This is a genomic window from Microvirga splendida (assembly GCF_016427565.1).
Lineage (GTDB): Bacteria > Pseudomonadota > Alphaproteobacteria > Rhizobiales > Beijerinckiaceae > Microvirga > Microvirga splendida.
Genome location: NZ_JAELXT010000001.1, coordinates 184,690 through 204,569 on the forward strand (window position 1 = coordinate 184,690; position 19,880 = coordinate 204,569).

Sequence of the window (19,880 nt, forward strand, 5' to 3'; positions counted from 1 at the left end):
CGCGGCAGAATGAGCGACCACCAGTAACGCAATTTCTTTGATGACTTTCTGAAAGGGAGCGTGGGCTCTTGGCGCAATCTGAACTCAAATCGCAGACCCTGCCCCACCGTTCCCGCACCCTCCGCCCTCACGAGCGTCCTGAGCGCCGGTACGAGAAGGGTGAGGCGCACTGGACGACCCTCGAGATCGAAACGCCCCGGCAGGAGACGTCCCCTCCCCTCGTCGTGGACCTCGACGGCACCCTGATCGCCTCCGACCTGCTGATCGAGACCGCCTTCTCGGAGCTGGGCCGCCGGCCGCAATCCGTTTTCGACATGCTGACGGCGCTCTCCCATGGCAAGGCGGCCTTGAAGCACCGCCTGTCCGAACCGGTCGATTTCGATCCGGGAACGTTGCCGTACGATCCCGAAGTCCTGTCCCTGATCCGGCAGGCCAGAGCTGCAGGGCGTCCTGTTTATCTCGCCTCCGCCAGCCATGAGCGTCTGGTGAGGAGCATCGCCGACCACCTCGGCCTCTTCACCGGATGGTTCGCCTCCAACGAGACCACCAACCTGGCCGGTCACAGGAAAGCCCAGAAGCTCGTCGAGGCCTTCGGGGAGCGCGGCTTCGACTATATCGGCAATGACGCCGCAGACCTGCCCGTCTGGGAGAAAGCCGCCAAGTCCATTGCCATCCGCACCCCTGCCGGGGTGAGGCGAAGGCTTGCCCGCCAGTGCCCCGATGCAGAGCACCTGAACCATGAGCGCCCGACGTGGCGGACCTGGGCCAGGATGCTGCGCGTGCATCAATACGCCAAGAACGTGCTCATCTTCCTCCCGCTCCTGGCGGCCCATCTGTTCACGCTGGAAGCCATCACCCAGGCCGTTCTGGCCTTCATTGCGTTCTCCCTCTGCGCCTCGAGCATCTACATCCTCAACGACCTCGTGGATCTGCAGGATGACCGCGGGCATCGCAGCAAGTGCAGGCGGCCTTTGCCCAGCGGGGCCATTCCCCTGATGCATGGCGTGATCGCCATTCCCATTCTCTTTCTGGCCGCTCTGGCGGTAGGCTCCCTCGTATCGCTGCAGTTCCTGGGCGTTCTGCTCGGCTACTTTGCCCTCACTACCGCCTATTCCTTCGTGCTCAAGCGCATGATGGTGGTCGACGTGATTACCCTGGCAGGCCTTTACTCGGTGCGTGTGGTCGGTGGCGCTGTTGCGGTATCCGTGCTCGTGTCAGAATGGCTGATCGCCTTCAGCATGATGATCTTCATGTCGCTGGCCCTGATCAAGCGCTACGTGGAACTGGCGGCCCGTCGCGACGCCAACCTCCCGGATCCGACGAGCCGCGATTACAAGAACAGCGATCTGGACATCGTGGCGGCCTTGGCCGCGGCTGCGGGCTTCAACGCGGTCACGATCCTGGCGCTGTACATTTCCAGCGACAGCGTCAACGAACTCTATTCGCGGCCTCAGCTCCTCTGGCTCGTGGGCCCGCTTCTCATGTTCTGGATTGCGCGTGCGCTGATGTTGGCCGGGCGCCGGATCATGGATGACGATCCCGTGGTGTTCGCTCTCAAGGACAGGGGCAGCCTTCTGACAGTGGCGGCCGCAGTCGCCCTGATCATGGCTGCCGTCTAAGCCATGTCCCACAAGCAAGCGATTGAGAGTGCCACCCCTCCCCGCAGTCTCCTCCAGATCCGAATGGGAGAGCGGGGCCGATGATGTTCGTCCGTTATGTCCTGTTCGCCATCGTCGCGACCCTGGTCAATCTGCTCACCCAGGAAATCGTCATTCGGATCGCGCCGGTTGCCCCCCTGGCCCTGTCCATCCTGATGGGAACGGTCGCGGGCTTCATCCTGAAATACGTGCTCGACAAGAAGTGGGTGTTCGAGGATGACTATGGCGGCCACCGGCAGGAGGTTCAGAAAATCACCCTCTACGGTGCCTTCAGTGTTCTGACCACGCTGGTCTTCTGGAGCTTCGAGGTGACTTTCTGGATGGTCTGGCAGACGGATCTGGCCAAATATACCGGTGCGGTGCTCGGACTTGCGATCGGCTATGCCGCCAAGTTCGTTCTGGACCGAACCTTCGTGTTCAAGGAGCGGCAGGCATGACGGAACTCTCCGGTTGGGGACGCTATCCCCGCCATCCGTCAGAAACGCTCACCCCTCCGTCCCCCAAAGCCCTCTCGTCCCTTATGGCCTCCCGGACCGGGCTGGTGGCTCGCGGCAACGGCCGCGCCTATGGCGATGCCGCCATCGGAGAACGGGTCACCCTCGTGGCCCGGGGACTCGATCGCATCCGCGCCTTCGATCCGGCCACAGGCCGCATTCAGGTGGAAGCGGGCGTCCTTCTCTCCGATCTGCTCGATACCATGGTCCCGAAGGGCTTTTTTCCCCCTGTTGTGCCGGGCACCAAGCTTGTCACCATCGGCGGCATGATCGCGTCGGACATTCATGGCAAGAACCACCACCGGGACGGCGGCTTCGGCGACCACGTGGAGAGCCTGACCCTGGCCCTGCCGGACGGCAGCATCATCATCTGCTCTCGTGACGAAAATTCCGAACTCCTGCTCGCCACCATCGGCGGGATGGGGCTCACAGGCACGATCCTCGATGCTACGTTCCGCCTCCGGCCCATTGAGACCGGATGGATGCGCCAGACAACCACCGTCGCCCGCAATCTCGACGGTGCCATTCATGCCCTTCAAGCCACCAGTCGCGCAACCTATTCGGTGGCCTGGATCGATTGTCTGGCCCGCGGCGCGTCCATGGGCCGTTCGCTGGTCTTCGCAGCCGAGCATGCCACCCACCGGGACCTGGAAGCCCTGCAGCCTGGGGGCGAGCCCTATCCGTCCTCCAAGCTCGGACGGCTGGGCGTTCCGCTCGACCTGCCCTCCTTTACTCTCAACCGACTGTCGGTATCCGCTTTCAACGAGCTCTACTTTCGGGCAGGAGCCGTGAAATCCGGCTATCCATTCCTGGTTCACTGGAATCCCTATTTCTTTCCCCTCGACGGGATCGGCAACTGGAACCGAATCTACGGGCGGCGCGGGTTTCTTCAGTATCAGTGCGTCATCCCTACCGCGCAGGCGCAGGCTGTGCTCGGCGGCATCCTCGAGCGCATATCCAAGCACGGCAACGCATCCTTCCTGGCCGTGCTCAAGCAGCTGGGCCAGAGCCATGGCGATCTCTCGTTCCCGCTCGAGGGCTTCACCCTGACCCTCGATCTGCCCGTCAGCGATGATGTCTTTCCCCTGCTCGACGAGCTTGACCGCATGGTGGTCGAAGCCGGAGGCCGGCTCTATCTAGCCAAGGATGCAAGGCAATCGCCTGCAACCTTCGAGGCCGGTTATCCCGGATTGCCCCGCTTTCGCGACCTGCGGCGGGCCATCGGTGCGACCGGCCGGATTTCTTCGCGTCTGTCGGCACGGCTGGGCATCTGATGGAACATTCGAAAACCCTTCTTCTCGTCGGCGGCACCTCCGATATCGGGCGCGCCACGGCGCTGCACTACGCGCAGGCCGGCTGGCAGGTGCAGCTCGCCGCCCGAAACGAGGAGGACGCCCGCCGCAACGCCGATGATATCCGCTCTCGCACCGGCGCCGAGGTGACGGTGCATCGGATCGACATTCTGGAGACGGGCGCCTTCGAGAGCTTCGTCGACACTTTATCCACGCTGCCGGACACGGTGGTCTGCGTTGTCGGCGAACTGGGCGATCAGGCACGGGGCCAGAGCGACATCTCCCACGCATCCCTCGTGCTGCGAACGAACTTCGAAGGCCCGGCGCTTCTGCTCGGGTTGCTTGCGGAGCGCTTCCTGGCGCGCGGTTCCGGCACTCTCGTCGGCGTGAGTTCCGTTGCAGGCGACCGCGGCCGCGGCTCCAACTATCTCTACGGCGCCGCCAAGGCAGGTTTCACGGCATTCTTGTCGGGCCTGCGCAACCGCTTGGCGCCCAAAGGCCTGCGGGTGGTGACGGTCAAGCCCGGTTTCGTGCGCACGCAGATGACGGCCGGCATGAAGCTTCCACCGGTTCTCACCGCGGAGCCCTGCGAAGTCGGACGCGCCATCTTCACGGCGGCGGAGAAGAGCGGACGCGACGTGATCTACGTGCGCCCGATCTGGCGTCCAGTCATGATGGTGATCGGGACCATTCCCGAACGGTTCTTCAAGCGCTTGCGCCTCTAACCCCTGACGCACGGAGGACGGAAGTCATGCGGCTCTGGACTGAGCGCCCCATGAAAGTGGGCCCGATTCTGCTCGCAGCCGCGGCCCTTCTTGCCCTGCTGCTCGCCCTTCCAGGTCAAACGGTCACGACCCGTTACCTGAACGACCTCTTCGTTATTCTGGACGGCGCCTATCGGGTTGCCGCAGGCCAGGTGCCGAACCAGGACTTCCATACACCCCTGGGTCCCTTTGCCTATTATCTCACGGCTGCAGGCTATTTTCTGTCAGGAACCCTCGGTGGCACCATGCCCACCGCCATGGCCCTGATCACCCTCGTGCTCGCCCTGCCGATGGCGCACATCCTCGGCTCCCGGCTTCATCCTCTCCTTGCCGTTCTCTACGGCCTGTTCCTGCTCCTGATCCTGGCGGTGCCTGTCAATCTCGGGGAAAGCGTCACCTCCCTGTCCTTCGCCAAGTTCTACAACCGGATCGGCTGGGCCGCCTTGGGCGCGCTCCTCGTCATGTATCTCCAACCGTTGAGCGCCAGACGCCGCCAGACGCTCCTGGACACGGCCTGCGCGGCCGCCCTGACCCTGCTGATGCTCTACACGAAGCTCAGCTACGGCGTTGTGGCCCTTGCCTTTCTTCTGTTCATGCTCTTGGACCGACAGCAGCGCCGCTGGTCTGCCAGTGCCTTGGGGATTACGATCCTCGCCGTCCTGGTCATCGAACTCATATGGCAATCTTCCCTTGCCCACCTTGCTGATCTGCGGCTGGCCTTCGACGTGGGTGGAAGCGGGCTGCGCGGAACATGGGGACAGATCATCGACCATGTCCTTGTCAACTTGACGGATTACGTGCTGCTCGGCCTGTTCGCAGGGATAGCCCTGTACCGGACGCACAGCGTTCGGGATTTATTGTTCTATGCCTTCTGCGCCATCGCGGGGTTTCTGATCGTCAATCAGAATTTCCAGGCCTGGGGCATCATCATGCTTCATGGTGCGGCGGCTGTTGCCGCAGAGACGATCCTGCGGTCCGAGGATCACCGGCCGCAAGCCGTCGATCATGGGAGCTGGTCCACAGGCGCAGGCGCGAAACTGCTTTTCCTTGCCGTCGTGCTGCCGACCATCATCCATTGCCTGGCTGCCCTGGGCCTTCACACGGCTGCCGCGAGTGTAAAGGCAGGCAATGCGGTCCCGCTCCCGAACCTGGAGCAGGTTCGGGTGGCGAACCTCTGGACGTGGAGCGACTACGATACAGCCGCTGCCTACCAGGACAGCCTGCGCGACGGTTTCGATGCACTATCGAATCTCGATCCGAAACCGGATCGCATTTTCGTGCTCGACACTGGGAACCCGTTCTCCATGGCGCTCGGTGCGCCCCCGGCGCGAGGCGATACGCCATGGCTGCAATGGGACCGCACCCTCGGCAGAGCAAACCACGTCCCAGCCGAGGCGCTCCTGGCCGATGTGCAGTTCGTGATGGTGCCGAAGACGGCCGACACTTCGGACGCCGCGATAGGACCGCTGCCGCAGCTTCAGGCCATCTATGGCCACTACATCGCAGCGCATTTCGACGCGGCCGGCGAGACACAACATTGGACGCTGTACCGGCGCCGTCCTCCTCCGGCTCCTGAAGCAGCCTTGCAACAGGACGGCCGGTCATGACGGCTCCTCCCGAACGACGGACGCCCTGGATATCCGGTACGCTCCTCTGTGCTGCGGCCGCTTTCGGGCTGCTGCTTGCCCTGCCGGGCCAGACGATCACGACAGCCTATCTCAACGACCTGTTCATCTTTCTCGACGGCGCGCATCGTATTGCGTCCGGCCAGGTTCCCAACCGCGACTTCCACAGCGCCCTGGGCCCGCTGTCGTTCTATGTGCCGGCTCTCGGATACTGGATCTCCGGCAGCATGGGCGGCGCAATGCCGACGGCCATGGCGCTCACGACCCTGGGGCTCGCTTTGCCGATGATCCACATCTTCAGCTCGCGTCTCCGACCGAGCGTGGCAATCCCCTACGGCCTGTTCCTGCTCCTGATCGTGGCCGTTCCCATGAATCTCGGCGAGAGCATCGCGTCTCTTTCCTTCGCCATGTTCTACAACCGGATCGGGTGGGCGGTTCTCAGCGCGCTTCTCGTCATGTACCTCCAGCCCCGGCAGTCTTCCGGCCGCCAGGATCCGCTCGATGCTCTGTGCGCCGCTGCCCTCACCCTGGCCTTGGTCTATACCAAGGCTACCTATGGCCTCGTTGCCTTGGCCTTCCTTGCATTCATGTTGTTCGACCCCCGCCAGCGGCGCTGGGCGCTGTGGTCCATCGGTCTGATTGCCCTCTCCGCCCTCGTCATCGAGGCCTTCTGGCAGTCCTCCCGCGCCTATCTTGAGGATCTTATGCTCGCAAGCCAAGTGAGCGGCACCCGAGGTATCGTCGATCTCTCGCTCGCCTTCATCCGCCACTTGGCCGACTACGTGCTTCTCGCCATCTTTGCGATTCTGGTGCTATGGCGAACCCGCAGCGTGCGCGATCTTTTGTTCTTCGGGATCTGCGCAGGTCCGGGCCTGATGATTCAGAGCCAGAACTCGCAGCCCTGGGGCATCATCACGCTGTTCGCGGGAGCGGCCGTCGCAACGGAGATCCTGCTGCGCTCCCGCCGTCCTGCCGGCCATGAAACCCTGGCCCGAGGGGCCACGCTTCTGCTGATCGCCTTTCTCCTACCGACAGGTCTTCATTGCCTCATAGCGCTCGGCGTGCATTCGGTCGCGGCCGTGGCGCACGTGGGTGAACCTTTTGGACTGCCTCGCTTCGAGGATCTGCGACTGACTACACTCTGGGTGCCGGGCGACCGCAGCTTCATGACGGACTACCTCATGAGCATTCGCGAAGGCGGGCGTATCCTGAGCGAACTTTCGGTGAAGCCCGAGAACGTCTCGGTCCTGGATTTCGCCAATCCCTTTTCGGCAGGCGTCGGTCTGCCGCCCTCGCGCGGCGACTACGCATGGCTTCACTGGGGACGCAACATCAATGATCTCCATCACCTGCCGCCGGAGCAACTGCTCGGGGATGTCGATGTGCTGATGGTGCCGAAGGCCGGCATCAACGGAATTCCGCTCCGCAACCTTTATGCAGATTATATCCGAGAGGCATTCGATCCTATCCGCCGCACGGATCTCTGGACCGTCTACAAGCGCCGCGAAGCGGGAATGCTCAGCAGCGTCGGCCAGCCACTGGAACATGCACGGCCATCCCGTGTTGGGGCTGGGGATGGAACATCACCATGAACGTCTCGAAGATACGTCCGTCGTCCTTGGCGGCGCTTGTCTTTGCCGTGGCGGCAATCTGCGCCCTGCTGCTCGCCTTGCCGGGCCAGACGATCACGACCCGCTACCTGAATGACCTCTTCATCTTCCTCGACGGCGTGCATCGCGTAAGCGAGGGACAGGTCCCGAACCGGGACTTCCATACGGCTCTCGGGCCGCTCGTCTACTACGTGCCCGCCCTGGGTTATTGGATCTCGGGTCATCTCGGCGGAGCCATGCCGGTGGGCATGGCGCTTCTGGTACTGGCGCTGGCAGTGGTGGCTGCCCACATCGTCAGTTCACGCCTGAGGCCTGCCATTGCCCTGCCTTTCTCGATCTTTCTGATCCTGGTGGCAGCTGTTCCCATCAACCTCGGCGAGAGCATTGCCGGCCTCTCGTTCGGCATGTTCTACAACCGGACCGGCTGGGCGGCTCTCGGCTTCCTTCTGATCCTGTATCTCCGGCCTCTCCATCACCGACCATTTCAAAACGTATTGGATGCCTTTTGCGCCGCCTCGCTGACGCTCCTCATGCTGTACATGAAGTTCAGCTATGGGCTGGTCGCTCTAGGCTTTCTCATCCTGATGCTCCTGGATTCGCGGCAGTGGCGATGGGCCTTGGCGGCATTGGCATTGGTTCTGACAGGCGGCTTGCTGATCGAGTCCTTCTGGGATGCAACCGAAGCCCACCTCAACGATCTTCTTCTGGCGAGCGGGGTCAGCGGAAGCTTCAAGACCCTCGATGAACTCGTCTCCATGTTCCTGAGGAACCTGGCCGACTACACCCTCTTCGCCTTGTTCGCCGCTCTCGCTCTCTGGCGCACACGCAGCATCCGCGACTTCGTGTTCTACGGGTTCTGCGCCGGCTCCGGCTTCATGCTGATCATGCAGAACTTCCAGGTTTGGGGCATTGCCACCCTCCCGGCCGGAGCGGCCGTCGCGGCGGAGTTGCTGGCGCGATCGGCGCCGGCATCGGTCGACAGGAGGACTCCGGCTCTGGCGGCGGGCACCCAGCTACTGCTGCTCGCTTTCGTTCTCCCCGGCAGCATCCACCATGCCGCCACTCTCGGCCTGCATGCCGCTCTGGCGAGCACAGGCCAAGGGCAAGCGGTCCCCTTGCCGAGGTTCGAGCGGGTCAGGCTCGTGCAGTTGTGGACCGAGGATAACTACCCCGTCTTCTCCCGCTATCTCGAGAGCCTCGGGGACGGAGCCCAAGCCCTTTCTGCACTTGGGGCAGAAGCCGGCCGCGTCCATGTTCTCGATTTCGTAGGCCCCTTCTCGGCCGGCCTCGGCCTTGCGCCGCCGCGGGGCGACAGCACCTGGCACCATTGGGGACGCACGATCAACGAGCACCATCACCTTCCTCCTGAAACGCTCTTTCAGGATGTCCGCGTCGTGATGGAGCCGAAATGGCCGGTGGAATTCTCAACGGCCGACGGCCTGCGCCAAATCTATGCCGGTTATCTTTCCGATCATTACGACCTCGAAGAGGAAACGAAGGACTGGAAAGTCTATCTCCTGCGCGAACCTTCAGAAACCGTCAGCCGCTCGTCTGACGATGATCCGAAGGAGCAGGAGACATACCCCTCAAGCGGCGGCTGAACCGTTCATATCCTCAAGAGGCGCTGGGCCTGCAATGGCACTCGGGCAATGGCATCGCGGCTGATGTCCGCTGCTCGTTCTGCCGAATACGGCGCCACTCATCTGTGACGAGGATGGCGAGGCACAGCACAAGCGCCCAGCCATAGACGGATCCGATCGTCAGCTGGATCCAGGCCGGCTTGCCCAGTTGATCGATGATGAAGGGCACCGGAATGATGAGCAGGAGGGCAACGACACGCATGGCCGGCCTGTGCCAATACCTCACGATCACGGGGAGCAGGAACAGCGTGTAGTGAATCCAGCCGAGCGGCGAAGCCAGAACGGACGCCAGGAGTGCCATGGCGCTGACGGTGAGAACATCGGGTCGCCGCCAGAAAGCCCAGGCCGCCAGTCCTGCCAGAAGCAGGAAGCCGAGCACAAGACCCAAGAAAGGGACGCCAGCCCGCGCGGCAAGGCCCGAGAATGACCCGTTCGTGAGGAAGAGCGCCCGCTCTCCATCGGCGGCGACGAGTTCGAGCCACTGGCGGTAGACCTCGGGCCCATAGAGCACCAGCGGGACCAGACTGATGGCGCATGCGGTGACGAAAGCCGCGACCGCAGGCCTGTACCGCCCGGACAGGAAGAGAAGCACGGGCCAGACCAGGAAGTTCGGCTTCATGGCCACGACGATCCCGATCAGGAGTCCCGCCCAGAACCCCTCCCCACGCTCAAGCAGCAGCCAGGCTGCAATGCCGGCGAAGACAAGCGGCAGATAGATCTGCCCAAGAAAGAGCGTGTCCCAGAAGCCGGCGAGCGCGAAGGCCCACACGGCGATGACCAGAGCCTCGGCGCGGTTGCCGACTTGGCTGACGAGGAGAAGGATGGCGGCGGCATAGACGGCAACCGAGATCCAGCGCCAGACTTGGTATGCCACATGGGGATCGGCCATGTCGAAGGCCTGGAACAGGAGCGCCGAGACCGGCGGGTTGAGATTAGGGTTCCATGACTCGAAGCCTGGCAGTTCCACACGAAGAGTCAGCGGGTAGATCCCATAGGGGTTGAGCCCCTCGCTCGCCGCACGGCCCGACGCCACGAAGGAGCCGAAATCCCACAAGCCATGCTCGTGGACGATGCGGGGAAACTCCGCGTGGATCGCAAGAAGACCCGCTATGACGATGAAGAACCCTGCGATCCAGCGCGTCGCTGCCGTCATCATGGGCTCCTTGAACTGAGGCTTGAAGGGGGCTCCCTGGTTGTAGTGCGACCCTGTTCGAAGCCCAGCCCTGCCGGACCCGCTGCTCCGGCGCTTCGCCAGGGCTGTTTCCCAAGGCGGCAAGCATTTGGAACCGTTACCTTATTCAGGAGGTTTACGATTGAGCCAAGCCGTGTCGGCTGGCAATCGATAAGTGAGGCTGTGTCCGACTATGGCGAATAATCCGGCTGTCCAGCAATCTGGAACCCAGCAAACATCCTCGACCGCCACGACCATGTGGGCCGTGGTTCTCGGCTGGGCTCTCGTGAGGCTCGTCGCAGCCGGGGAACGTCGTCCAATGCCGGCCGCGGCCGGACGACCGGCCCGGCGCCCACAGCAGCAGGGCACGAGACAGGCTCGCGATCGCGATACGGGCTTTTCCGAGAAGCAGCATGCCCCGCCTCATGCCGCCAACGAGAAGGGCCGCGGGCGCAGTGCGGACACGCCGACGGAGATTCCCTCCCGGGGCTGGAAGGACATCCTTTGGCGCACCTACGAGGAGTTCGGCAAGGACCGCGTGATGTCCGTTGCCGCGGGCGTGACCTATTATGCCCTGCTGGCCATCTTCCCGGCCATCGCCGCGCTGGTCTCGCTTTACGGTCTCTTCGCCGATCCTGCGACGCTGCAGGATCATCTCAACGCCATGGCGGGCGTCCTTCCGGGCGGCGCTCTCGACATCATCCGCGAGCAGGTCACACGCATTGCCTCGCAAGGCGGCGGCACCCTCGGGTTCAGCTTCATCATCGGGCTGCTCATCTCCCTCTGGAGCGCCAATGCCGGCATGAAAGCCGTCTTCGATGCCCTCAACATCGTCTATGACGAGGAAGAGAAGAGAAGCTTCGTCAAGCTGAACCTGATTTCCCTCACGTTCACTCTGGGAGCGATCCTCTTCATCATCGTCGCAGTCACCGGGATTGTCGTCCTTCCGATCCTTCTGGGCTTCCTCGGTCTCGGCAGCAGCATCGAATGGCTGCTGTCCCTCGCACGCTGGCCGGTTCTTCTGCTCGTGGTCGTCCTCGGATTGTCGCTTGTCTATCGCTATGGCCCAAGCCGCGACACGGCGGAATGGAAATGGATCACGCCCGGGGGCGTCATCGCCGCCGTGCTTTGGCTCGCGGTGTCGATGCTGTTCTCCTGGTACGTGGCAAATTTCGGCAGCTACAACGAGACCTACGGTTCGCTCGGCGCAGTGATCGGCTTCATGACCTGGATCTGGATCTCGAGCATCGTGGTGCTCCTCGGAGCCGAGGTGAACGCGGAGATGGAACACCAGACGTCCAAGGACACCACGGAAGGCGCTCATGAGCCCATGGGCACCCGCGGCGCACGGATGGCCGATACAGTCGGTGTCGCGAAGAGCTGAGCCTTCAACCCAGACTTCAAGGGCGCTCCCGGGAGGAGCGCCCTTTTTCGTTCGCCCTTTTACCGGAACGGTCGCTGATCCGATGAAGCCTCGCGGACAGGACCGGGGTCCTCAAGTCCTCTCTGCTTCCCGTGGCAACGACGCCTTTGAGGAAAGCGAGAGCAGCAAAAAATGCGCTGACGACGGTCAGCGCATTCTGGGGAATTTCAGATGGAGGACGATAGGAGAAGGGCTCAGGCCTGCCCCATCGTGACCGCACCTTCCAGGACCGGCGATGTGCGGCTGGACTTGCCGTCGTCGGCACGCTCATCGGAGAACCATGCGATCGTGGACTTGAGGCCGGCATCGAGAGACGTGCGCGGAGACCAGCCCAGGAGCTGCTTGGCGCGGGTGATATCGGGACGGCGGCGACGGGGATCGTCCACCGGGAGGGGGCGTGTGACGACACGGGAGGACGATCCCGTCATCGCCATGACCTTTTCGGCGAGGTCGCCGACGGTCAGTTCGACCGGGTTGCCGAGGTTGACGGCACCTGGGAACGGTCCCTTATAGGCCATGAGACGGAGAAACCCGTCGACAAGATCCGACACGTAGCAGAATGAGCGCGTCTGGCTTCCGTCTCCATAGACCGTGATGTCTTCGCCGGCGAGTGCCTGGCAGATCACATTGGAGACGACACGACCGTCATCGGCACGCATGCGCGGACCATAAGTGTTGAAGATGCGCGCGACCCGCACATCCGCGCGACCGGAGCGGTCGAAATCGAAGGTCAGGGTTTCGGCGGCGCGCTTGCCTTCGTCGTAGCAGGCCCGGGGCCCCGTGGGATTGACGTTGCCCCAATAGCTCTCGGGCTGCGGATGAACCTCCGGGTCGCCATAGATCTCGCTCGTCGACGCCAGGAAGAAGCGGGCGCCGATGGCTTCGGCGAAAGTGAGAAGGTTGTGCGTGCCGACAACGCTCGTCAGCATCGTATGCTCGGGATCGGCCTGATAATGGGGCGGCGAGGCCGCACAGGCGAGATTGAACACCTCGTCGAACTTCACGCGCTTGGAGCGCAGGCGGGCCGGCAAGGGCTTGATGATATCGCTGTCGATCAGATCGAACCGCGGTTCGCGCTCCAGATGGCGGAGGTTTTGCTTTCGTCCTGTCTGAAAATTGTCCAGCACAACCACGTGGGCGCCCTCGCTGAGAAGAGCATCGCAGAGGTGGGATCCTAGAAATCCAGCACCGCCCGCAACAAGGACGTGCTTGCTTTTGCCATTCTTCATGCGAACGCTCCTTCTCAGACCGACAAAGGGTCTCGAGGTACAAACCTTTTCTGGTCCAACGTGGAAGCTTGGCATTGGTTCAATGCCGGCTTCCGAATCTATTCACAAAGTCAGGCTCCGACTTCCAGAGCGAGAGAATAGTCCCGGTGCTGACGATCCATCGCCTCCAGAAGATCTCGCTCCATGGAGGCCGCACGATGGGCGGCCGTATGTTCGGCCAGGATCCGCTTTTGCGCCGAAGCCCTCAGCGCGTCCCGCCGGGTCGCGGCCCATGTATCGAGCACTTCGAGAACCTCTTCCGGTGTCTGAGCCAAGACGATGTCCTGTCCCGGCTGGAGCAGGGTCTCGATGCCATCCCAGATGTCCGAAATGATCGGCGTTCCGCAGGCTGCCGCCTCGAACAGGCGGACGCTCGGGCTGTAGCCGGCGCGGATCATATCGGCCCGCGTCACATTGAGCGTGTAGCGGCTCCGGGCATAAAAGGACGGGTGTTCGCCCGGAGGAACATGGTCGATCCGTTCCACATTCGGCGGCCAGTCGATATCAGCCGGGTATTGCGGCCCCGCAACGACGAAGCGCAGATGCGGCGCACGCCGGGCCGGCTCGATCAGCAGCCGCTCCAGGGTCGGCTGCCTGTCGGCGCTGTAGGTTCCAAGATAGCTGAGATCCCAGCGCTTTTCGTGATCGAGCGCGGGATAGGCCTCAGGATCGACGGAACAATAGAGCGCCCGCGCCGCCGGTGAACCGTAATGATTCATGAGGTGGTCGAGCGTGGGACCTCCGGTGAAGGAAAAGTAGACGTCATAATCGCGGATCAGAGCAGGCGTGATATATTCGTGATCGCCCCGTTCCAGCTTCGCGAGCGTCACCGGCGTATCGATGTCATAGAACGCCACCACGCCTTTCGCCGTCTGCTGCACCCATTGCCCGACGAGGACACCCTCCGGCACGTAGGATCCGACGATGACGGCATCCGCCTCGGCGATCACGTTGCGATAGCGCTCGAGATCCTCCAGGCCGGAATAGAATTCGAGGCGGCAGAAATCGGGATTCTTCAGATCGCGGTGGGAGGCATACCAGGGCACGTCGCGTTCAAGAAAGAGGATGTCGTGCCCCCGTGCGGCAAACGCTTTCAGCAGTGCGCGGAAGGTTGTCGCATGCCCGTTCCCCCATGACGAGGACAGGCTCAATCCCAGGACAACGACACGGAGCTTGGTCACGCCACGCTCCTTTCGCGCTTCAGGGATGCCTCCTCGCGCAGGATAGCGTCCACTTCCGCGCCGCGGCGGGTGTAGGTGTGCTCGGCCATGATCCGCGTCCTTGCAGCATCGCCGATGGCGCGCGCCCGCTCAGGGGTGAGGCTCTCGACGTGATCGGCCACATCCTTGCCGTCACGGGCGACGAGCACCTCCTCACCCTCCTTCAGGAAGAGCTCGAGGCCGATCCAAGCGTCGGTGATCAGGCACGCGCCGGCACCGGCCGCCTCGAAGACGCGGGTCGCGGGCGAATAGCCGGTCGTCGCCATGGAATCGCGGGCAATGTTGAGGACGGCCAGCGGGCTTGTGTTGAAGGTGTTGTGATCCCGCGTGTAGACATGCCCGATATGGCGCACGTTCGACGGCATGCCCTTGGTTTCCCAGCCATTGCCTCCGATAAGGAAGCTGCGGCCCGGCAGGCGGGAGGCGGGCTCCAGGAAAAACTGCTCCACACGGGCCTCCCGGTCCGGCAGGCGGTTTCCGAGGAAGGACAGGTCGGCCTTGAAGCGATCATCCGCCGACACCGGGTGGTGCGTTGTCGGATCGCAGGCATTGTAGATCGGGATGCAGCGGCGGGCGCCGAAGCCCTCATAAGCCGCGATGACCGGCGGCCCGCCGCCATAGGTGAGCACGAGATCGAGTGCCGGCATGGTGCGATGGAGCGGATGATCCGGACTTTCACGCAGTTCGGCGAGAGTGGCCGGCGCATCGACGTCCCAGAAGATGCGGATGGCGTCGGGACGCGAGGCGGCCACGACCCCTTCGAGGAGTTCGTTGTCGAACACGCCGACACCGGAGGCCTTCACCACCACGTCGGCTTTCGCTGCTTCGGCCACGACGCCACGCATGGCATCCTCGGTGGCGGGATACACCTTCACCTCGGCCCAGTCCGGCGGATCGATATCGCGGTGCTTCTGCCGGTCGAAAGCGTCCGGCTCGTAGAAAGTGATGCTGTAGCCGCGCCGGGCGAGGTCGCTCAGCAGGCCACGGTAATAGGTCGCGGCACCGTTCCAGTACGAGGAGAGAAGGCTTGAGCCGTAGAAGGCGATTTTCATGCGGACATCTCCATCGGCGTCGAAACGCCGTGAGTGGCGAGAATGGCGAGAAGCTGTTCGGCCCTGTGGGCGCAGGAATGGCGGCTGCGAATGGCATCGAGGCCGCTCTCGACCAGCGCCCGGCGCAGGTCGGCATCGTTGCGCACAGCATTGAGGTGGCGCTCCATCTCGGCTTCGTCCCGGGCGACCAGATAGTCCTTACCGGGATTGAACAAGCCTTCGGAGTCGCTCCAGGGCGCAGAGATCAGAGGGATTCCGCAGGCCAGGGCCTCGAAGACCCGGATGGTGGGAATGCCGGGCAGCAGATCGACATAGAAGCGGCGCGGCACATGCACCGTTGCCAGGTGGCGGGCTAAAACCTCGGGAGCCCGGGCATTCGGCAGCCAGCCGCGATAGGTCACGCCATAGCGGGCCAGCGTCTCCAGGGCGTGACCGGGATAGCGCACGCCATAGATATCCAGCGGGAGACCGACCGTTTGGGCCGGGCGGAACAGATAGCTTTCCAATTCGGCGCTGCGTTCGTCATCGCCCCAGTTGCCGATCCAGACGAGGCCGTTCCGCTCGGTCTCCTGAGCAGGAGGATGGAACAGCCGCATGTCGGCAGCCTCATGCCAGACATAGACGCGCTCGCCCCAGCCCCAGCGGCGATAGACCTCCGCAAGGGTCTCTCCGAACGCGAGAACTCCGTCATAGCCATCGAGGTCGAACTGGCGAATGGCATTCGGATCGCTGACGGCCCGATGATGCGTATCGTGGAAGAGGAGCGTGAAGCGGCCGCCCTGCCGCCGCACCTTTCCAACGGCCGCAACGAGCCAGGGATCGTTCCACTCATGGACGATCACCGCATCCGCATCGGCAAGCGCCTCCCCGAGATCGATATCGGGGTCGAAGACGACGGACGACAGTTCGGGATAGAGCTTGCGGTAGGCATCGAGCCCCGCGTCGCCGTGATCCTTCAGCAGGTTCTCGAGGCTCCAGGCCCCTCTGGGCTCGAAGGCCGTCACCTCATGTCCGCGCTGAACGAGATCGCGCAGGACGCCACGCAGGAAATGCGCGTTGCCGTGGTTCCAGCAGGACGCGAGAGAATGCGTGAAATAGACGAGCTTCATGCGGCGGCGCCCTCAATGGAGGATGTTCGGGATTCTCCGGCGAGCACGGATTCATAGGTCCTCAATACGCCCATGCTCATCGCTTCGACGGAATAGGTATCGGCCCGCTTCCTGGCCGCGCGCCCCAGAGCGTCACGGGCATCCGCGTCCCGAACCAGGCGCTCGATAGCCTCGGCGATCTGCCTGTCATCGTCCGGGTCGACGAACAATGCCGCGCCTTCCCACAGCTCGCGAAAGGTCGGAATGTCCGACAGAACGAGAGCGCATGCGGCTTGGGCGGCTTCCAGCACGGCCAGGCCGAACGGCTCGTAGCGTGCGGCCGACACGAAGATCGGTTGCTCGCCGAGATGCCGGGCAATTTCCTTATCGCTCAGGCGACCGAGGCTCTTGGCAAAGCGGGCCTCGACCTGCGCCCCATTCGGCCCTTGCAGGGGGCCTGCAGCGAGCACCGGGATGGAGAGATGCGCGGCCATGCGGTCGATGGCGGAAAAATTCTTTCCCTCGTCCCACAGGCGCCCAGCCGTGAAGGCGAAGAGATCGGAGCGAGCATGCGTCGGATGCTGCACGGCACGCCGCCCGTTCCTCACGACAAGAGGTGCCCGTTCAAGACCATAGGCCTCGGCCGTCGCCTGGGCGAATGCGCGGGTGGGCGCCAGGAGTCCATCGGCAGAGGCATAGCCCCGCCGGACGAGATCCGTGCGCCATTTGAAATCCTCCGGCAACGGCCCGCCTTTGACAGCCTGCCACCAGGTCGCGACACAGGAATGGCACGCGGCAATCACCGGGACGCTGAACCTGGCATGTGCCGCCAGCGCGGGCGAATTGAGATGCACGAGACCCGGCCTGATCTGCGCTGCGAGGCTGGCGATCGCTTGACCGGCCTCATTCACTTGACCCTGGTGGGATGCCGTCCAATCGAGGGGCAGACCTGTCGCGATGAGTTCAGCACCCGCCACCTCGGCCGTGGCCTGCTGATCCGCCGAAGGCGCAGGCCCCAGCACTGCAATCGTGGTCTTGACGCCATGCGGCCGCAGGCCGCCCGCAAGGTCGAGCGCATATTGCCAACCCCCCCCGACCGCATCGGCCGTCATGAGGATATGCAAGCCGTTTGCACCCTCAAGTGCAGTCATGGCCGATCACGCCGGTACGCAACGCGAATGCGAGAGGGCCTCTCATGACAAGGCCTCTGCAGCCTGAAGGCGGGGGGACGAGGCCGCCCGCGCAAGGCCCCTCTCCTCCTGCAGCCACTCCGCAAGAGCGGCGACGCCCTTGAGCCAGGATACGGGCTGCTTGAGACCAAGCTCCCGCGATGCAAGCCGCGTATCGGAGACGTAGTAGCGCTGGTCACCGGCGCGCCAATCCGAGTAGATCGTCTCGACTGGGCGGCCGATGACATACTCGATATGGGTGATGAGCTGGCGCAGGCTGATCGCGTTCGTCGGACCGCCACCGAGGTTGAAGGCCCGGCCTTGAACTGTGTCGATCCGCTTCCATGCCGCCGCATAGGCGTCGACAGCGTCGGAGATGCTGAGGATATCGCGAACCTGACAGCCATCGCCGTAGATCGTGATGGGTTCGCCCTGAAGGGCGCGGATCAGGAAGTGGGCAACCCAGCCCTGATCCTCGGTGCCCATCTGGCGCTGGCCGTAGATGCAGCTCATGCGCATGACGCAGGTGGGGATGCCGAAGGAGCGGGCATAGTCCAGAACGTATTGATCGGCCGCCCCTTTGGAGCAGCCGTAGGGCGTGTGGAAATCGAGCGGTCGCGCTTCGCCGACTCCAAAGTCCCGGATTGCCGGATCGCGCGGCCTGTAGGCATCGTTCGTCTGCTCGAGCTCCACATCCGAGAGATCGCCATAGACCTTGTTGGTGGAGGCGAAAATCAGCGGAACCCGGTCGTTGCGCTGACGGAGCGCGTCCAGCAGATTCAGCGTGCCGCGAATGTTGATCTCGAAATCCTCGCGCGGATCCGCAAGGCTCGTGGTAACCGCCACCTGAGCCGCCATGTGGAAGACGGCCTGCGCCTCGCCCGCCGCGTCGGCGACTGCGGTCTCGTCGCGGATGTCGCCGATGACGGCCGAGATCTTGGCCGGATGCCGCTTTTTCAGCCACTCCAGATTGCGGTCGACGCCGGGACGCGCCAGTGCATCGTAGACGAGGACATCGTGCCCTTCGCTCGCGAAACGATCCGCGAGATTGGAGCCGATGAAGCCTGCGCCGCCGGTGACTAGAACAGGCCTCCGGCGAAGAACCGCAGGAGCATCGGCATGCGTGTCGGTTGTCTTCATGCCACCAGGCCTCTGGCTTCCAACTCCTTGCGAGCCTCCTGCACGAGGTCTTTGGCCTCCTGCTTGGCGACCCATTCGGCGAGTTCGGCAAGCCCTTGCATGAAGTCCTTCTTCGGAGCGTAGCCCAACTCCTGCTGGATCTTGCTGATGTCCGCGATGCAGTGCCGGATGTCGCCGATGCGCGCCTTGCCGGCGATTTCAGGCGCCGTGGGCCGGTTCATGGCCTGCGACAGCAGCTCCGCCACCTCGGAGACGGTGCGATCCTGCCCGCTGCCGACATTGTAGACGCTGCCCGGTGCCTTCTCGTGCTCGAGGGCCAGGACGAAAGCCTGCGCCACATCCTCCACATGAACGAAGTCGCGCCGTTGCTGACCGTCTTCGAAGATCATCGGCGGCTGGCCGTTGTGAAGCCGTGAGGCAAAAATGGCCAGAACGCCGGTATAGGGGTTGGACAGCGCCTGCCCCGGGCCGTAGGCGTTCCAGAGCCGGAGCGCCACACCCTCCATGCCATAGGCCGGGCAAAGGGTCAGCGTCAGCCGTTCTTGAACGTACTTCGATAGGGCGTAGACGGAGGCCAGCGCCGGCTTCTTCCATTCGGGCGTCGGCACGGGAACGAGAGGCCGCCCCTTTTCGTCGAGAGGATCCCACGGATCGTTCTCGCTGGCGCGGGCCGTGCGCACAACATCCTCGTGGATCCGGCCCTCAGCGTCCTTGTAGAGGCCCTCGCCGTATATGCTCATGGACGAGGCGACGACCACGCGCTTGACGGGATTGTCGATGAGTTGCTGAAACAGCACCGCGGTGCCGTAATCGTTCACGGAGACATAGCGGTCGACGGCATACATGCTCTGGCCGACACCGACTTCGGCTGCAAGATGAACCACCTTGGTGGCGCCTTTCAGCGCCCGCAGGACCGCAGTCTCATCGCGCACGTCCCCGACGACAACCTCGACCTCGGGATCCAGCCCATCGGCCTGGGTCTTGTCGCCGTGGACTTGCTCGATCAGGCTGTCGAGCACACGCACCCGGTGGCCGCGCTCCAGGCAGGCACGAGCCACGTAACGTCCAATGAAGCCCGCACCGCCGGTAATGAGGATGGTATCCGTCACAAGATGCCTCCGGATCTGTTGTCGATTCTGCAGCCCATCGCGCCGACCGGGAGCCAAACCCTGTTCCCTGACTGGAAAAGCGACGCGAGACCTTCGCCGTTTCCAGGCAGGAACGGGCTCAGGCGGGACCCATCAAGAGCCGGTCACGCCATGCACT

The 19,880-nt window shown here is 63.4% G+C and carries 16 protein-coding genes; 8 read left to right on the top strand and 8 right to left on the bottom strand.

Annotated features, from left to right (window positions below):
• Positions 1–68: 68 nt before the first annotated feature.
• From JAO75_RS00930 to JAO75_RS00960, 7 genes are all read left to right on the top strand, one after another.
• Positions 69–1,619, top strand: a complete 1,551-nt coding sequence (locus JAO75_RS00930; protein ID WP_246742302.1) for a UbiA family prenyltransferase — start codon at positions 69–71, stop codon at positions 1,617–1,619.
• An 80-nt stretch (positions 1,620–1,699) separates the two neighbouring features.
• Positions 1,700–2,095, top strand: coding sequence for a GtrA family protein (locus JAO75_RS00935; protein ID WP_199045858.1), 396 nt, complete (start codon positions 1,700–1,702; stop codon positions 2,093–2,095).
• Positions 2,092–3,426: an FAD-binding oxidoreductase gene (locus tag JAO75_RS00940; protein ID WP_199045860.1), complete on the top strand. Its 1,335-nt coding sequence runs from the start codon at positions 2,092–2,094 to the stop codon at positions 3,424–3,426. Before JAO75_RS00935 ends, JAO75_RS00940 begins: the two co-directional genes overlap by 4 nt.
• Positions 3,426–4,169 carry an SDR family oxidoreductase gene (locus tag JAO75_RS00945; protein WP_199045862.1) on the top strand — a complete coding sequence of 248 codons (744 nt, stop codon included), beginning with the start codon at positions 3,426–3,428 and terminating at the stop codon, positions 4,167–4,169. Before JAO75_RS00940 ends, JAO75_RS00945 begins: the two co-directional genes overlap by 1 nt.
• Positions 4,170–4,195: 26 nt before the next feature.
• Positions 4,196–5,815 (top strand): hypothetical protein, encoded by a 1,620-nt coding sequence (locus JAO75_RS00950; protein ID WP_199045865.1) that lies wholly within the window; start codon positions 4,196–4,198, stop codon positions 5,813–5,815.
• Complete coding sequence (locus JAO75_RS00955; RefSeq protein WP_199045867.1) at positions 5,812–7,425, top strand: hypothetical protein; 1,614 nt, start codon at positions 5,812–5,814, stop codon at positions 7,423–7,425. Before JAO75_RS00950 ends, JAO75_RS00955 begins: the two co-directional genes overlap by 4 nt.
• Entirely contained in the window at positions 7,422–9,044 is a 1,623-nt protein-coding gene (locus tag JAO75_RS00960; RefSeq protein WP_199045868.1) for a hypothetical protein, read from the top strand. The genes JAO75_RS00955 and JAO75_RS00960 overlap by 4 nt, the downstream gene beginning before the upstream one ends.
• Before the next feature lie 13 nt (positions 9,045–9,057).
• Here the strand turns inward: JAO75_RS00960 and JAO75_RS00965 are convergent, their stop codons facing one another.
• Positions 9,058–10,236, bottom strand: coding sequence for a glycosyltransferase family 87 protein (locus JAO75_RS00965; protein ID WP_199045870.1), 1,179 nt, complete (start codon positions 10,234–10,236; stop codon positions 9,058–9,060).
• 211 nt (positions 10,237–10,447) lie between these two features.
• On the opposite strand from JAO75_RS00965, the gene JAO75_RS00970 reads away from it, so the two are divergent.
• Positions 10,448–11,638: a YihY/virulence factor BrkB family protein gene (locus JAO75_RS00970; RefSeq protein WP_199045872.1), complete on the top strand. Its 1,191-nt coding sequence runs from the start codon at positions 10,448–10,450 to the stop codon at positions 11,636–11,638.
• 233 nt (positions 11,639–11,871) lie between these two features.
• Here JAO75_RS00970 and JAO75_RS00975 read toward each other — a convergent pair whose 3' ends face one another.
• From JAO75_RS00975 to JAO75_RS01005, 7 genes are all read right to left on the bottom strand, one after another.
• Complete coding sequence (locus JAO75_RS00975) at positions 11,872–12,906, bottom strand: UDP-glucuronic acid decarboxylase family protein (RefSeq protein WP_199045874.1); 1,035 nt, start codon at positions 12,904–12,906, stop codon at positions 11,872–11,874.
• Positions 12,907–13,016: 110 nt separating this feature from the next.
• On the bottom strand, positions 13,017–14,126 hold the full coding sequence (locus JAO75_RS00980; RefSeq protein ID WP_199045876.1) for a glycosyltransferase family protein: 1,110 nt from the start codon (positions 14,124–14,126) through the stop codon (positions 13,017–13,019).
• Positions 14,123–15,217 (bottom strand): CgeB family protein, encoded by a 1,095-nt coding sequence (locus JAO75_RS00985; RefSeq protein WP_199045878.1) that lies wholly within the window; start codon positions 15,215–15,217, stop codon positions 14,123–14,125. The genes JAO75_RS00980 and JAO75_RS00985 overlap by 4 nt, the downstream gene beginning before the upstream one ends.
• Positions 15,214–16,326 carry a CgeB family protein gene (locus JAO75_RS00990; RefSeq protein ID WP_199045880.1) on the bottom strand — a complete coding sequence of 371 codons (1,113 nt, stop codon included), beginning with the start codon at positions 16,324–16,326 and terminating at the stop codon, positions 15,214–15,216. Before JAO75_RS00990 ends, JAO75_RS00985 begins: the two co-directional genes overlap by 4 nt.
• Positions 16,323–17,456 (bottom strand): glycosyltransferase family 4 protein, encoded by a 1,134-nt coding sequence (locus JAO75_RS00995; RefSeq protein ID WP_199045882.1) that lies wholly within the window; start codon positions 17,454–17,456, stop codon positions 16,323–16,325. The genes JAO75_RS00990 and JAO75_RS00995 overlap by 4 nt, the downstream gene beginning before the upstream one ends.
• Before the next feature lie 42 nt (positions 17,457–17,498).
• Positions 17,499–18,614: an SDR family NAD(P)-dependent oxidoreductase gene (locus JAO75_RS01000; RefSeq protein ID WP_199045884.1), complete on the bottom strand. Its 1,116-nt coding sequence runs from the start codon at positions 18,612–18,614 to the stop codon at positions 17,499–17,501.
• Positions 18,611–19,723, bottom strand: coding sequence for an SDR family NAD(P)-dependent oxidoreductase (locus JAO75_RS01005; protein ID WP_199045886.1), 1,113 nt, complete (start codon positions 19,721–19,723; stop codon positions 18,611–18,613). The genes JAO75_RS01000 and JAO75_RS01005 overlap by 4 nt, the downstream gene beginning before the upstream one ends.
• Positions 19,724–19,880: the final 157 nt, after the last annotated feature.

What these genes read in the sequence shown, in the direction of transcription:
- JAO75_RS00995 (WP_199045882.1), bottom strand. Translation starts at nt 17,456, where the DNA reads ATGACTGCACTTGAGGGTGCAAACGGCTTGCATATCCTCATGACGGCC.
- JAO75_RS00975 (WP_199045874.1), bottom strand. Translation starts at nt 12,906, where the DNA reads ATGAAGAATGGCAAAAGCAAGCACGTCCTTGTTGCGGGCGGTGCTGGA.
- JAO75_RS01000 (WP_199045884.1), bottom strand. Translation starts at nt 18,614, where the DNA reads ATGAAGACAACCGACACGCATGCCGATGCTCCTGCGGTTCTTCGCCGG.
- JAO75_RS00945 (WP_199045862.1), top strand. Translation starts at nt 3,426, where the DNA reads ATGGAACATTCGAAAACCCTTCTTCTCGTCGGCGGCACCTCCGATATC.
- JAO75_RS00950 (WP_199045865.1), top strand. Translation starts at nt 4,196, where the DNA reads ATGCGGCTCTGGACTGAGCGCCCCATGAAAGTGGGCCCGATTCTGCTC.
- JAO75_RS00965 (WP_199045870.1), bottom strand. Translation starts at nt 10,236, where the DNA reads ATGACGGCAGCGACGCGCTGGATCGCAGGGTTCTTCATCGTCATAGCG.
- JAO75_RS00970 (WP_199045872.1), top strand. Translation starts at nt 10,448, where the DNA reads ATGGCGAATAATCCGGCTGTCCAGCAATCTGGAACCCAGCAAACATCC.
- JAO75_RS00940 (WP_199045860.1), top strand. Translation starts at nt 2,092, where the DNA reads ATGACGGAACTCTCCGGTTGGGGACGCTATCCCCGCCATCCGTCAGAA.
- JAO75_RS00960 (WP_199045868.1), top strand. Translation starts at nt 7,422, where the DNA reads ATGAACGTCTCGAAGATACGTCCGTCGTCCTTGGCGGCGCTTGTCTTT.
- JAO75_RS00990 (WP_199045880.1), bottom strand. Translation starts at nt 16,326, where the DNA reads ATGAAGCTCGTCTATTTCACGCATTCTCTCGCGTCCTGCTGGAACCAC.
- JAO75_RS00985 (WP_199045878.1), bottom strand. Translation starts at nt 15,217, where the DNA reads ATGAAAATCGCCTTCTACGGCTCAAGCCTTCTCTCCTCGTACTGGAAC.
- JAO75_RS00955 (WP_199045867.1), top strand. Translation starts at nt 5,812, where the DNA reads ATGACGGCTCCTCCCGAACGACGGACGCCCTGGATATCCGGTACGCTC.
- JAO75_RS00935 (WP_199045858.1), top strand. Translation starts at nt 1,700, where the DNA reads ATGATGTTCGTCCGTTATGTCCTGTTCGCCATCGTCGCGACCCTGGTC.